At 57.9% G+C, this 12,829-nt stretch carries 11 protein-coding genes and 1 pseudogene; 8 read left to right on the top strand and 4 right to left on the bottom strand.

What is annotated here, in order from left to right; all coding sequences use genetic code 11:
* Positions 1–71 precede the first annotated feature (71 nt).
* Together D6850_RS18050 and D6850_RS18045 are read right to left on the bottom strand one after the other, a co-directional pair.
* Entirely contained in the window at positions 72–1,205 is a 1,134-nt protein-coding gene (locus D6850_RS18050; protein WP_245964255.1) for a Coenzyme F420 hydrogenase/dehydrogenase, beta subunit C-terminal domain, read from the bottom strand.
* A 130-nt stretch (positions 1,206–1,335) separates the two neighbouring features.
* Positions 1,336–2,289, bottom strand: coding sequence for a glycosyltransferase family 2 protein (locus D6850_RS18045; protein WP_121169017.1), 954 nt, complete (start codon positions 2,287–2,289; stop codon positions 1,336–1,338).
* A gap of 117 nt (positions 2,290–2,406) precedes the next feature.
* On the opposite strand from D6850_RS18045, the gene D6850_RS18040 reads away from it, so the two are divergent.
* Genes D6850_RS18040 through D6850_RS18005 form a run of 8 tightly spaced genes read left to right on the top strand, consistent with a single transcriptional unit; the run spans position 2,407 to position 10,205 of the window.
* Positions 2,407–3,039 (top strand): GNAT family N-acetyltransferase, encoded by a 633-nt coding sequence (locus tag D6850_RS18040; RefSeq protein ID WP_245964254.1) that lies wholly within the window; start codon positions 2,407–2,409, stop codon positions 3,037–3,039.
* Entirely contained in the window at positions 3,036–3,803 is a 768-nt protein-coding gene (locus tag D6850_RS18035) for a WxcM-like domain-containing protein (RefSeq protein WP_121169016.1), read from the top strand. Before D6850_RS18040 ends, D6850_RS18035 begins: the two co-directional genes overlap by 4 nt.
* The gene (locus D6850_RS18030; RefSeq protein ID WP_121169015.1) at positions 3,800–4,894 is read left to right on the top strand and encodes a DegT/DnrJ/EryC1/StrS family aminotransferase; all 1,095 of its coding nucleotides are present in this window, start codon (positions 3,800–3,802) and stop codon (positions 4,892–4,894) included. Before D6850_RS18035 ends, D6850_RS18030 begins: the two co-directional genes overlap by 4 nt.
* A gap of 1 nt (position 4,895) precedes the next feature.
* Positions 4,896–5,966, top strand: coding sequence for a hypothetical protein (locus D6850_RS18025; protein WP_121169014.1), 1,071 nt, complete (start codon positions 4,896–4,898; stop codon positions 5,964–5,966).
* 28 nt (positions 5,967–5,994) lie between these two features.
* Entirely contained in the window at positions 5,995–6,726 is a 732-nt protein-coding gene (locus tag D6850_RS18020; RefSeq protein WP_121169013.1) for a class I SAM-dependent methyltransferase, read from the top strand.
* A gap of 4 nt (positions 6,727–6,730) precedes the next feature.
* Positions 6,731–8,227 (top strand): O-antigen translocase, encoded by a 1,497-nt coding sequence (locus D6850_RS18015; RefSeq protein WP_166434124.1) that lies wholly within the window; start codon positions 6,731–6,733, stop codon positions 8,225–8,227.
* Positions 8,224–9,255 (top strand): glycosyltransferase, encoded by a 1,032-nt coding sequence (locus D6850_RS18010; RefSeq protein ID WP_121169012.1) that lies wholly within the window; start codon positions 8,224–8,226, stop codon positions 9,253–9,255. The genes D6850_RS18015 and D6850_RS18010 overlap by 4 nt, the downstream gene beginning before the upstream one ends.
* On the top strand, positions 9,255–10,205 hold the full coding sequence (locus D6850_RS18005) for a glycosyltransferase family 2 protein (protein ID WP_121169011.1): 951 nt from the start codon (positions 9,255–9,257) through the stop codon (positions 10,203–10,205). Before D6850_RS18010 ends, D6850_RS18005 begins: the two co-directional genes overlap by 1 nt.
* A gap of 1,556 nt (positions 10,206–11,761) precedes the next feature.
* Here the strand turns inward: D6850_RS18005 and D6850_RS18000 are convergent.
* Positions 11,762–12,421, bottom strand: a pseudogene (locus D6850_RS18000) (integrase core domain-containing protein); the annotation flags it as partial.
* A 168-nt stretch (positions 12,422–12,589) separates the two neighbouring features.
* Positions 12,590–12,829 (bottom strand): ATP-binding protein (locus D6850_RS17995; protein WP_166434015.1); only part of this gene is annotated, 240 nt, incomplete at its 5' end.

The raw sequence follows: 12,829 nt of genomic DNA, 5'->3' as shown, positions 1-12,829 counted from the left end.
AAGATTGTTCCTGAACCGGTTAGCACAATCCCGCAAGGCCGGTAAGAGCGGAGTGACGATCTTTGCCGCGCTTACCCCCGCCCCGAGGTCCGCTGCCGGAGCACCCGGCGCAGCATGCCCAGGAAGTTCCTGAGATTGCGGGAGACGGGGTTCTGCCGCGCGGCGCGCCAGAGTTGCAGGCCCCGGTACCGCGGTATGGGACGCCCGGCGAGGCGCAGGGCCGCCAGGCGCGCCAGCAGGGCCCGCCGGCGCTCCCGCTGCCCCGGCTGGATCGCGGCAAGCTGCGCCACGTCGAAGGGTGCGGTCCTGATCCGCCCCGCGGCCACGGTGGCCTCCAGGAGCCGCGCGCCGAGCGCCGTCCGGCTGACGATCAGGCTGACCCCCTCCGCCTCGTCGAAGACCGGATAGCCGGCGGCGTCGCTTTCCCAGGCGTCCGCGCAAACGATGTCGGCGGCCTTGCCGGCACCGTCGGCGCAGATCTTGCAACGGTGCTGGACATGTTTCGAGAGAATGCCGCCCCAACTGTCGTGATAGCTCATCGAGCGCTCACTGCCGTCCTGAAGCGTGGCGGTTGCCCGGCCCGGCCATCCCTGACCCCGATAGCGGAACTGCGCGACCTTTTCCGGCTTGGCTCCGATTGCGGTCAGTATCGCACGCGCGCCGGTCTCCGAGGGCACTCCTGCGCAGAAGAAAGAAAGCATCACCGGGAAGGCCGCGGCGATCTCGGGTCGCTCCTCGGCCAGCACCCGCAGCGCCACCACATCGCAGGGCTTGCCGACAAAGGCATGACGCCGCCCGGACGCCACGAATTCGTGCAATCGCGCCAGCGGCGCCGAGGGCGCATAGCGCGATCCGGCTGCGGCAAGGATATCCGCGCGACTCTGGCTAACCACCGTGCGGTTGGCGATCGGGTTTTCGGGGTCAGCGGCGATCTGCACCACGGCGTCGACCTCTCCGCTTTCGAGCAGGTGGACGAGCAGCCCCGACAGCGCCCCGCCCGACGCCCCGGCAAAACGCAGTTCGGGATCGGTGGACCAGCCGGTATGCATTTCGAGATAAGGCCCCCAGAGGATATGATTGGTGCGTTCCCCGGCTTCGACGACCTGGCTGAGTGCAGGGCAAAAGCGGGCGAATTTTTCCTCCTCGACTGCATTTAGCGGCGCGATCTCTTTTGGGCGCAGAAATCCTGGAGGCGATGCGGCCATTGCCAGCTTGTCGGGAAAGACCCCGGCGCAGGCCCCGCAACCAGCGCAGAGATCTCCCCGTGCAATGCGACGCAGGGGCTTGCCGGGCCGGGGAATGTGCATGACAGGCGCGCTTCCTTCTGCGGATCGATCAGAAACCATCGCACCATTCCGCCCTGCGCTTCCAGACATTGCGCCATGCCAGAGCCGTGTCGTGGAAACGGTCCATGCGGGGCAGAGAGATGATAACGGACAACGCCAGATGACGGGACAAGGGCCAGAGTTTGAGCAAAAACAGACCCAACCTGAGCGTGGAGGGAGAAAAGTGTCGCTTTATGAGTTCGGCCTTGGCGCGCAAAATACGCACCAGCTTGTCCGAGCGCGCTTTCTCCGACGCACCGCCATAATGGATGATCGTTGCCTCCGGCGTTATAGCCGGGCGCACTCCAATATCGCGGGCACGCAAGCACAAGTCGGCCTCCTCACCATACATTGTAAAAACAGGATCGAAACCGCCCAATCGGTCCCAAGTCTCGCGAGAAATCAGGAATAAACAGCCAGTGACGATATCGACGTCGCGCACATCATCTCGACGCCAGCCGCCATAAGCTTCCACATTGAAGAAACTGGAGTTCCGAAAGATTACAGCCAGGCCAGATGCGCGGCAGAAAAGTGACCAGGGCGTTTGACGATGCCAGCATGAGGACGGATTCAAACGCCCGTCTGCATAGAGCGTCCGTCCGCCCCAGATGCCGGCCTCGGGGCGTTGATCGCGGAAGGCCATGAGCCTGTCCAGCGCCCCGTCGAGCACCACGGTATCGGGGTTAAGTAGCAATAGCCACGGGGACCGGCAGTAAGGCAGGGCCACATGATGGGCCGGGCCGAACCCGTGATTGACGCTTTCAGCCACCAGCGTCACCTCGGGAAAATCTTGCCGGATCGCCTCTGCCGACCCGTCGGTTGAGGCGTTGTCCAGCACCACGATCTCGAAATCACCTTTTGTCTGCGCGTAGACGGAAGACAGGCAGGCCAGCGTCATGTCTCTTGTGTTATAGCTGATGATGATGATGGAAAACTCAGGGAGGGTCGAAGTTTCGTATGACATGACGCATCCTGAGACAGACAATAAAATACTTCTCACGCTGAACCGCTCTTATCACCGAGCCGTTCCTGCTCTCAACCGGCTTGTTCACGCGGGGCCGTCTCTGCGTGAACCCGTTGAATGCAGCAGGCAGAAACAGCGATTGTCTTGGCCGGGTTTCAAGCTTACCGTGCGCGCCTGATGGACAGGGCGTTGGGTAGAGATATGGATGTGAAACCCGAACTTTTCGGACAGCGTCTCGGGCTCCGTCTGGTGACACCGGAGGATGCCGCGTTCATCTATGGGCTGCGCACCGATCCCGCCTACAATCAGCATCTTTCCCGAGTGACAGGAACGATAGAAGACCAGCGAGCATGGATCCATGCTTACAAGGCACGCGAAGCGGCTGGCGAAGAATATTATTATATCATCGAACGTCGCGATAACGGGCGACCTTGTGGGGTTGTGCGGCTCTATGACATAGAGGGCGATTGTTTCACATGGGGCAGCTGGATTCTGAATGCGGACAAACCGCCCAGAGCGGCGCTGGAAAGCGCGCTCTTGTCCTTTTGCGTGGGTTTCGAGGGGCTGGGCCTGCAACGCGTGGTCCTTGACGTGCGCCGCGCCAATGCCCGCGCCATCGCCTTCTACCGCCGCTTCGGTATGAGCGAGGCTGGGCAGGACACCGAGAACCTATACTTTACGCTGAGCCGTGAAGATTTCCGCAAGAACAGGGACGAGTTCATGAGGATATTGCAGGGGCAGGCGGCATGACGGGAGCCGAAGATTGCATCATCCCGGCGAACGTAACCATTGAGGCGGGCGTACGCCTTGGCCCGAGGGTGGTGTTCGTCGAAGATGTCACCCGGCCCATATTGGTGCGCGGCAGCGCCATCATCGAAGCGGCGGCGGTCATCGGCGGGGGCGTTGAAATCGGGCAGGGCGCGCTGGTGCGCGCCGGTGCGGTGGTGCTTCGCTCGGTGCCGCCCAATGCGATTGTCGAAGGCAATCCCGCGCAGGTCGTGGGCTATTGCAGTGATCCCGAATCCGGATCGCGCCCGACCATCACCAACAAGGATCATTCCGATTTCACCGGCATGACCGCACCGGCGGTGATTGATCTGGGTGTGGGTGACGGCGCAATGTACCTGATGCGCCGGGTTGTTGACGCGCGTGGCGGGCTGACGGTGGGTGAGGTGGCCAAGGAACTGCCCTTCGCACCCGCACGCTATTTCCTGGTGTTTGATGTGCCGTCGAGCGAATTGCGCGGCGAACATGCCCATCGGCAATGTCACCAGTTCCTGATCTGCGTTCATGGATCGTGCCGGGTGCTGCTTGACGATGGCGACCGGCGCTGCGAGGTCACGCTGGACCGGCCTGACCTGGGGGTTTACATGCCGCCGATGATCTGGGGTACGCAATACCGCTATTCGCGCGATGCGGTACTGCTGGTCTTTGCCTCGCATGGCTATGACGCGGCCGATTACCTGCGGACCTATGACGATTTTACCTCTGCCCGACATAAGGCGCATTCATGATCCCCTTTCTCGACCTTGGCGCGGCCTATCGCGAACTCAAGACCGACATCGACGCCGCCGTGGCGCGAGTGCTGGACAGCGGCTGGTATATCCTCGGCCCAGAGGTGGAAGCATTCGAGGCCGAATGGGCGGCCTATTGCGGCGCGGATCACGCGGTGGGGCTGGCCAATGGGCTGGATGCGCTGATTCTCGCGCTGCGCGCACTCGACATCGGACCGGGGGACGAGGTGATCGTGCCTTCGAACACCTATATTGCAACCTGGCTGGCGGTTTCGGCCGTGGGGGCCACACCCGTGCCCGTGGAACCCGATCCCGCCACCCACAATATCGACCCCGCCCGCATTGCCGCCGCGATTACGTCGCGCACCCGTGCGCTCTTGCCCGTGCATCTCTATGGCCAACCGGCCGACATGGACCCGATCCTGGAGATCGCCAGCGCCCATGGTCTGACCGTGGTTGAAGATGCCGCACAGGCCCATGGCGCGCGCTACAGGGGCCGGCGCATCGGCGCGCATGGCGATATCGTATGCTGGAGCTTCTATCCCGGCAAAAACTTGGGCGCACTGGGAGATGGCGGCGCGGTGACCACCCGCCACGCCGATCTGGCCGACCGGGTACGGGTGCTGCGCAATTACGGCAGTCGGGTGAAATACATCAACGAAGTGCAGGGGGTGAATTCGCGTCTTGACCCCATCCAAGCCGCCGTGCTGCGGGTGAAACTCGCTCACCTAGACGCTTGGACCGACCGGAGGCGTGCAGTAGCACGAACCTATGCGGCGGGGCTGGGGGATGCGGAAGTGATCCTGCCGCATGTGCCAGCCTGGGCGGAACCGGCCTGGCATCTTTACGTGGTGCGCAGCCCGTCGCGCGATGCGTTGCAGGCCCGGCTGACCGAGGCAGGGGTGGGTACGCTGATCCATTACCCCATACCGCCGCATATGCAGGCGGCCTATGCCGGGCTGAAGCTGGCGCCCGAAGCATTGCCTTTGGCGCGGCAACTGGCGGATGAAGTGCTGAGCCTGCCGATCGGACCGCATCTGGAAGGGGTGGACATGAAATCTATATGTCAGGCGCTGTCGACAGGGGGCTGACTTGGATCTGCAATTCATAAAAAAGCGCCTGAAAATCAAATTTCGCACGCGCCCTTACCGGTTTTTGATGAAAAATGGCATATGGAAAGTCAATGAAAGGTTTGTGGTTCTCGTCAATTCCAAAAATGACCATGTCGACAGTTTTGCCGAAGTTTATCTCCAGAAGAGCGCCTCAATATCCAAGGGGATTAAAAGAATAGTAAAATCAATAATCAAGAACGTAAGTGGCGCACAATACATGTATGTGTCTGGCGGCAAAAAGATGTCGCAGGCTTCTGCGCTTTATATTTCCAGAACGGGGCATATAAAGTTTTTCGATATTGAAAACAGCAAAGTACTTACCACAACGACCCGAAAAGAGTGGGATTCGCACAATTCCCAGATGAATATAGCGCTCTACAGATACTTCGAGAAGCCGGAGGCAAGGCTTATTGAAACCCCTGCGGGACTGTTTCGTCAAGAAAGTTTTGTTACGGCACCCCCTCTCGGGCTGCTGCCAAAAGACAGGAAGATGCAGGCGTTACACAAGATATGCCGAGCATACACAAGGTATATCAAAGAACACAAGGAACCGCCGCAGCCTGAATTGATCATGCGTTGTTATGATGAGGTAAAAAACCACTTAACGCCTGATATACAGAAAAAGTATGCCAGCTATCACGATTGCGTCAGGGACGTTTCAGAACGATATCATTTTATCAAGTCCCATATGGATTTCAATGTCGCAAATCTGCTCTTTGATGAGAAGGTGTGGCTCGTAGATCTAGACGATGCAGGGTTGAGCCTGCCGTGCCTTTACGATCTGAACAACTTGGCGCTTAACGAGATTTTTGAACGCCGCGATCTTCTCATTTTAGATGAATTCTATTCCGGTGACCTGCGTTGCGACTTTCAAGAGGCGGTCTCGGCGGCGATTGTGGAACCCCGTCCGAAAGACTATCAGGTGGCTATATTCATCAATTTTTTCATGCGCGAGGCTAGGATCATATCTGATCCACTTCTGAAAGGGGTGGATTGGAACAGAACTAATGCTCATTGGAAGCTTTTGGAAAAAAATTTCTCTTGGTGGTGAAATATCTTAACCTTTAATATGGAGAGGCATGATGCCGGAATATCGAAAGCTTCTGAAGGATTTCGCCAGGAAAGTGCTTCTAAAAAACAGGGGCGATACCTATAATCAAGATGGTGTCGTATTCTACGATCCGAATGGAAACGAGGTCGTCAATGCGGGCTTCCAGAGCTATTACAGGGAAAACCGTGGAGAGATCAGGAAGGGCATTGTTCCAGAACGATATGTCAGGATCTCTAAGATCGTACCTGGGAAAAATATTCTTGAGATTGGTTCTGCGGATGGTACGCAAAGCCTTACTTTGGCGCGGGACGGCAAGCGAGTTTGTGGCATCGAGTTGATGTCACTGCAATTCGAGGAAGCCCTGTCGCTGAGAGAAAGTTGGCGAGATATGGGAGTTACGGTTGAGGATTGTGAGTTCATGAATGTCGATATAATGAAAAGTCTTGAAATCCTCGATTGTTTTGACACTGTTCTGATCAGCCGTGTTCTTTACCATCTTCGGGCTGATATCGAACCTCTTTTCCGGAGCATAGCAGATAGCAAGGTAAGGAATGTGGTACTAATCGGCTGCCCCTTGAGGGAAGCAAGATGGCGGGAGAAGGGCGTCACCGGCGATACTCTGGGAAAGTATGCCTATTATGCGTCCCGGGAAGGGATGGAGGATATTCTGAAACGGTGTGGGTTTGAAATAATACATTCGGAGCCCTCTGCTGTTGGAATGGTTCCGACCGTGGTGAGCTCACGCTCCGTCGGTATGTGATCGGATGTCCGCGCGCGACCTCCTGAAATCCATGGTGATCATCGGCAGCGCGCAGGCGGTGCGGATCGTAATCACCGTTCTTAGGGCCAAGCTGGTGGCAATTTTGCTGGGGCCCGCGGGGATCGGCCTGCTCAGCGTTTTTAACAACCTGCGCGAGATGGCGTCCATGGGTGCGGGACTGGGGCTGGGGATGAGCGGCGTACGTGAAATCTCTAGCGCCAAAGACGAGGAGGCGGTGCTGTCGCGGGTGCGTCGGGTGCTGTTCGGCGCGCTGCTGTTACAGGGGGCCGCCGCCATGAGCCTGATCTGGCTGGCGCGCGAGGCGCTGTCGCGCTGGCTGCTGGGCAGTATCGATCACAGCATGGAAGTGGGCCTTGTCGGCGTGGCCGTCTTCCTGTTTCTGGTGGCGGGGTCGCAGACGGCGCTCTTGCAGGGGCTGCGGCGGATCGCCGACCTAGGGCGGGTGACGATCTACAGCACCGCCGTGGGCAGCGCGGGTGGGCTGGTGGCGGTCTGGATCTACGGGCAGGCCGGGCTGATCTGGCTGGTCCTGCTGCCGCCCGCGGCCAGCGCCCTTGTCGCCTGGCGCTACACAAGCCGCTTGCCGCGCCCTTCCACCTCGCCGATGACGCCGCGCAAGATCTGGCAGGCCTGGCGGCCGATGGTCAAGCTGGGGGTGGTCTTCATGCTGGGGGCACTGGCCACGACCGTCACACTTTTGCTGGTGCGCGCGCGCATTACGCAGGATCTGGGTCTTGATGCGGCCGGACAGTTTGCGGCGGCCTGGAGCGTGACTATGATCTATGCGAGCTTCCTGCTACAGGCGATGGGAGCCGATTATTTTCCGCGCCTGACCGAGGTGATCGGGGACCGCGACGCGGCGAACGCGCTGATGAACGATCAGATGCAACTGGCGTTGGCGCTTGGCGGGCCGCTTCTGCTGGTGATGATCGGTTGCGCGCCTTGGCTAATCTGGCTGCTTTACTCCGCTGAATTTGATCAGGCTGCGATGCTACTGCAATGGCAGATGGTGGGCAATGTGTTCAAGTTGGCCTCATGGGCGCTGGGCTTTGCCTTCGTGGCGGCGGCGCGGTCGGGTATATTTCTGATCCGGCAGTTGATGTTCAACGCGTTGTTTTTATCGATGATCTGGTTCGGCCTACCCGTGCTGGGGCTCGAGGTGGCAGGCGTGGCCTTTCTGCTGGCCTACGTAATCCATTTCGCGGTGGTGACCGTTCTCGTGCGCCGCCTGCACGGATTCCGTTGGGAAGGGCTGTCGCTGCAACTGGCGGGAGCCCACGCCATGCTGGCGCTGGGGTTGCTGGCGCTGTCGCTCACGCTGCCGCTGGCCGGGGCGGCGGCGGGGGTGGTACTGGGGCTTGTGACCGCCTTTGTCGGCGGACATATCTTGCTCACCAAGATCAGACCGCACGGGCGGCTTGTCTCAAGGATGGCGCGGATCTATGAGTTCGTTGGCTGGCCGGTGAAAGAGGGATCATGACCGAGACGACAGGACGCCCGCTCGTAACCTTCGCGGTGATCGCCTACAATCAGGAGCGGTACATCCGCGAAGCCATAGAAGGCGCCTTCGCGCAGACCTACGAGCCGCTGGAAATCATCCTGTCGGATGATTGTTCCCCGGATCGCACATATGAGATCATGCAGGAAATGGCCGCAGCCTATGACGGGCCGCACAGGGTGGTCCTAAACCGCAACGAGCCGAATCTCGGCATGGTGCCCCATATCGACCGGGTCATGGAGATTGCCACGGGTGGGTATGTTCTGATCAATGCTGGAGATGATGTTTCGTTACCGAAACGTGCTGAAAAGCATGCGAAAGTCTGGATTGAGTCAAGCCGCTCCATCAAGCTGATCCACTCCATTGCTTATCGTGTGACCAAGGATCGTGTGAAATTTGGAATGCGGCGTCCCAATCCACGGATCATCGAGTCGCCGACACCTCTTACTCTTGTGAAATACAGAACCTGCGCTTTGGGCGCGACCGTCGGTCTCGATAAGGAAATTTTTGACAAGTTTGGCCCTTTGGGAGGGGCCAAGACCGAAGATCGCATTATGGCATTCCGTGCAACGCTTCTCGGCGAGATTCACTTCATTGAAGAGCCACTTGTAGAATACAGAATGGGTGGAGTTTCTGAAGGAAATGAAAATATGACTGGGCTTTCCCTTTTGTATGGAATTGGCCATACTGGCAGGTACTGGGCGATTTCAAACGATGAACACATTCTCGAGGCATATTCCGATTTCGAGTATCCAGATAAAAGTGAAGTCGAAGACATCTGTCGTCGCAGACTTCCAGTACTCAAGTTTGCAACCGAGCTGGCGCAAACAAGCCATATCTCCAGATTTTTAATGGCCCCAAGGGCTCTGAAAATTAGCATGGCGAGCAAAAATTTGGCAGCCTTGGTCTACTGGGTGTCGTATACATTTGATTTCTTATATATCCCGTATGTAAATGCGAAAAATAACATTAAGATACAACTCAAGCGTTTTATTCGCGCATATACGTAATGACACGTCAAAAGCGTGACCAAGGTCTGGAGATAAATTTGAGAGAAAACCATGTCCCTTCTGTTTCTGTCGTTATCCCGACCTATAATCGTGCCACAACATTGCCACGCGCGATCAAGAGCGTGTTATCACAGGACTACACTGATCTTGAGTTGATCATTGTGGACGATGCATCCAGCGATGACACAGCCGAGGTCCTGTCACGTTTCGAAGACCCCCGCTTGCGGGTGATTTTGCATGACCACAATAAGGGTTTTGCGGGCGCTCTCAACACTGGCGGCTACGCGGCGCGAGGTGATGTCATCGCCTTCCAAGACAGTGATGACGAATGGCTCCACGGCAAGCTCTCGCGGCAGATGCAGGAGCTTTCTGCAGCGCCGGACGACTGTGTCTGCGTCTACTGCATAAAGATCGTGTATGGTCGCGACCCCGATTACGTGCGAGGAAAGCGGCGCATCGTATGCGTACCAGGGCCAGAGATCGAGGAGGTTTCCGGCGATATGCGACTTGCGCTGGCGCGGACGAATTTTGTCAGCACCCAGACGATCGTCTGTAGGAAAGATGCGTTTCTGCGCGCCAAGGGCTTTGATGAGCGCCTTTATAACAGCGTTGATTGGGATTTCGCGTCGCGTCTTGCCACACTGGGAAGCTTTGCTTTCGTCGATGAGCCGCTGGTCAACACGTATATTCAGAAGGATAGTATCTCCACGCTGTCGCGTAAGGCTCCCTACAGCCAGTTGATCATTTCCAACAAGCTCAAGCGCAGCGGTATACCCGCGACGGTTCAGGCCGATCGTTGGGCCCGTTTGGGGATCACAATGGGACGGCTTGGATATCCGCGCCGAGGCGAAACCCTGATCCGGGCATCTCTCGCAGCACGTCCCCTTGTCGCAAAAAGCTGGGGTCGCCTATTTCTGAACCGATTGAAGCGCTTTCGCTCAACGCACTGAGCTTGTCCTTGCCGGCTTTCTCGCCCGTTCGCGATGACGGGAAACGAGTATACCCGACAGATCGTGCATCTTGGAAGGCGTTATCCGTCGCACCTTCTTGACGTTCGGTCGTCTCATCCCAGTCGAGAATCCATACTCCACTGGCCAGCAGAAACATAAACAGAACATAAGTAGCATCCCAGTAGTGCACCGTCCAGCCTGCCATGAACAGGCCGAACATCGTGATGAGATATCCTGTGCGATACCAACTCACCCGGTCGCTCAGGCCGCGTCGATAGGCGACTGGCAAGAAGATCAGGAAAAAGAGCACCAGCCATAGAATCCAGACCGGGATGCCATGCCGGACTGCGCCGACAATCCAGAACATGTCCATGCTGTCGGACATCCAGTAGGGGCGCGTCCAATCGTTGAACCCATTTCCGAACAAGGGATGGGCGAAAATATTGTCGAGGCCGAATTGCCAGATACGGATACGATTATAGGCCGTATCCTTGCTGAAGGCGAGATACTCGATCACGACGTGAAACGGCGTGCGATTCGAGATCATGTCTACCACAACGAATCCCGCCGCCGAGAGCCCGGCAAGTATGTGCCAACGCTGTCTGTAGGATGTCATCATCCCGTCCCAGATGATCATGTTGAGCTGCGCCATCAGAGCCACCAGTGGCCCCGAGGACATGGATGTTGCCCCCAAGAGCGCGATCAACAACATCCGGCCCATACGCGCCGCCCAGCGTAGCCCGTAGCCCAGAACATAATAGATGAGCCCGCTCAGACACAGGAAGAATACACCAAAATGGATCTGATGTGCGAACGGCCCCTGAACCCGATTGAGGCCTAACCGCGGCCTCATTTGATTATCCCAATATGTCGGCCCGATCTTTGAGAAAAAGGTAAGAATGATATTCTCGGCAGTTATGGTCTGGTAGATGGCAAAGGGAACCATCACGATCCCCAAAATGAAAAACAACCGGACCATTGAATAAAGCGCTTCTGGTGTGCGTATGTAACAACGTCCCAGAAGGTAGGCTCCTAGCGTCTCGACCCAGAATATGCCGATCGTCTGGTACATCTCGCCCATACCGTGCACGACGGTGAATGAGAGCGATGACCAGAGACAGATAGCCACCACACAGATATCCGGCAGCCGGATACGCCCCGACCGACCGCTCAACCAGAAGAATACTGCCGGGAAGAACGCGATGAGCAGCACCAGCCGATAGACGGACAAACGCAGGGGACCGACATATACGAAAAGCGGGATGATCAGCCCAATGATGAAGAGCCAGATCCAGATAGAGAGGTGGCCTTGGCTTTGAGTGATACCTCCCCGCCTCATGCGCCGTACCGGGCCCTCATCCTCTCCGGCCAGTTCCGCTACCACGCCATTACCTTTCCGACTTCACCGCTCTGCCCCAGCAAACCGCATCAGTGAGACTGATACAACGATCCGCCATTGGAATAAATGCCGTCCTTCTGATCATCTATGCATAATCCGTTCTGGCGACCGCAGCCTCTACCAGGCGTCATGACGCCGTTGACCTGCCACTGAACTTTCATCCAGCCGCGACTTGAGCCCGGTTGGTGTTTACGCCGATTGGCACAGGTTTAGCAATCGCCCGGCGCGCGGAGCTTTCATCTCGCGCAGCGGGACGGGCGATTGCGGTCGTTAGGGTCCGTGCATAGGCAGCCGGGGTCTGGTAGTCCAAAGCCGAATGCGGGCGTTCGGTGTTGTAGTCGGTGGCCCAGGCCGCGATCACGGCTCGCGCGTGAGCCAGGTTGCGAAAAATGGTCTCGTTGAGCAGTTCATCGCGCATGCGGCCATTGAAGCTTTCTACGAAACCGTTCTGCATCGGTTTGCCTTGCGCGATGTAATGCCATTCTACCTTGTGCTCGGAACACCACTTCAGGATGGCGTTCGAAGTTAGCTCCGTGCCGTTGTCGCTGACAATCATGCCGGGCCGTCCGCGACGCTCGATCAGGATCGTCAGTTCACGCGCGACCCGGCGGCCCGAGATCGAGGGTGAGCCATTGAGCCGCCATCGGTTCAAGGCCAATGGCGAACGGATCGCAGCGAGGCACTCCCGGGTGACGTCGTCGACAATGTTGAGGACCCGGAAGCGCTGACCATTTGCGAACTGGTCATGGACGAAATCCAGAGACCATCGCGCATTGGCCCGCGCCTCGACCAGGATCGGCGCCCGCGTCCCGGCTGACACCTGTCCATTTCCTCGGACCTCGCTGCGAAAGGCGCAGCGCGATCGGCATTGAAGTTTGACCCCCTATCGGCGTCCAATATTGACCCCCTTGTGCTGAGCAGGCTCGGCGCTGCGTAGCCCTCACATAGCGCAGCGGCGGCGGGCCTGCGGTGTTTCGGGTTGGCGCTATGCGCGGTTCTTGAAGCGCCAGCTTTCGTTTCCGGTTTCGACGATCTCGCAGTGGTGCGTAAGCCGGTCGAGCAACGCGGTTGTCATTTTGGCATCGCCGAAGACGCTGGGCCATTCGCCGAAGGCCAGGTTGGTTGTGACGATGATGGATGTGCGTTCGTAGAGTTTGCTGATCAGGTGGAACAGGAGCTGTCCGCCGGTCTGGGCGAAGGGCAGATAACCCAGTTCATCGAGGAT

It is taken from the genome of Roseovarius spongiae, assembly GCF_003651245.1.
Lineage (GTDB): Bacteria > Pseudomonadota > Alphaproteobacteria > Rhodobacterales > Rhodobacteraceae > Roseovarius > Roseovarius spongiae.
The sequence above is the reverse complement of the archived record's forward strand: the minus strand, read 5'-3'. Positions and strand labels throughout refer to the sequence as shown.

What these genes read in the sequence shown, in the direction of transcription:
- D6850_RS18050 (WP_245964255.1), bottom strand. Translation starts at nt 1,205, where the DNA reads ATGGCCGCATCGCCTCCAGGATTTCTGCGCCCAAAAGAGATCGCGCCG.
- D6850_RS18045 (WP_121169017.1), bottom strand. Translation starts at nt 2,289, where the DNA reads ATGTCATACGAAACTTCGACCCTCCCTGAGTTTTCCATCATCATCATC.
- D6850_RS18040 (WP_245964254.1), top strand. Translation starts at nt 2,407, where the DNA reads ATGCAGCAGGCAGAAACAGCGATTGTCTTGGCCGGGTTTCAAGCTTAC.
- D6850_RS18035 (WP_121169016.1), top strand. Translation starts at nt 3,036, where the DNA reads ATGACGGGAGCCGAAGATTGCATCATCCCGGCGAACGTAACCATTGAG.
- D6850_RS18030 (WP_121169015.1), top strand. Translation starts at nt 3,800, where the DNA reads ATGATCCCCTTTCTCGACCTTGGCGCGGCCTATCGCGAACTCAAGACC.
- D6850_RS18020 (WP_121169013.1), top strand. Translation starts at nt 5,995, where the DNA reads ATGATGCCGGAATATCGAAAGCTTCTGAAGGATTTCGCCAGGAAAGTG.
- D6850_RS18015 (WP_166434124.1), top strand. Translation starts at nt 6,731, where the DNA reads ATGTCCGCGCGCGACCTCCTGAAATCCATGGTGATCATCGGCAGCGCG.
- D6850_RS18010 (WP_121169012.1), top strand. Translation starts at nt 8,224, where the DNA reads ATGACCGAGACGACAGGACGCCCGCTCGTAACCTTCGCGGTGATCGCC.
- D6850_RS18005 (WP_121169011.1), top strand. Translation starts at nt 9,255, where the DNA reads ATGACACGTCAAAAGCGTGACCAAGGTCTGGAGATAAATTTGAGAGAA.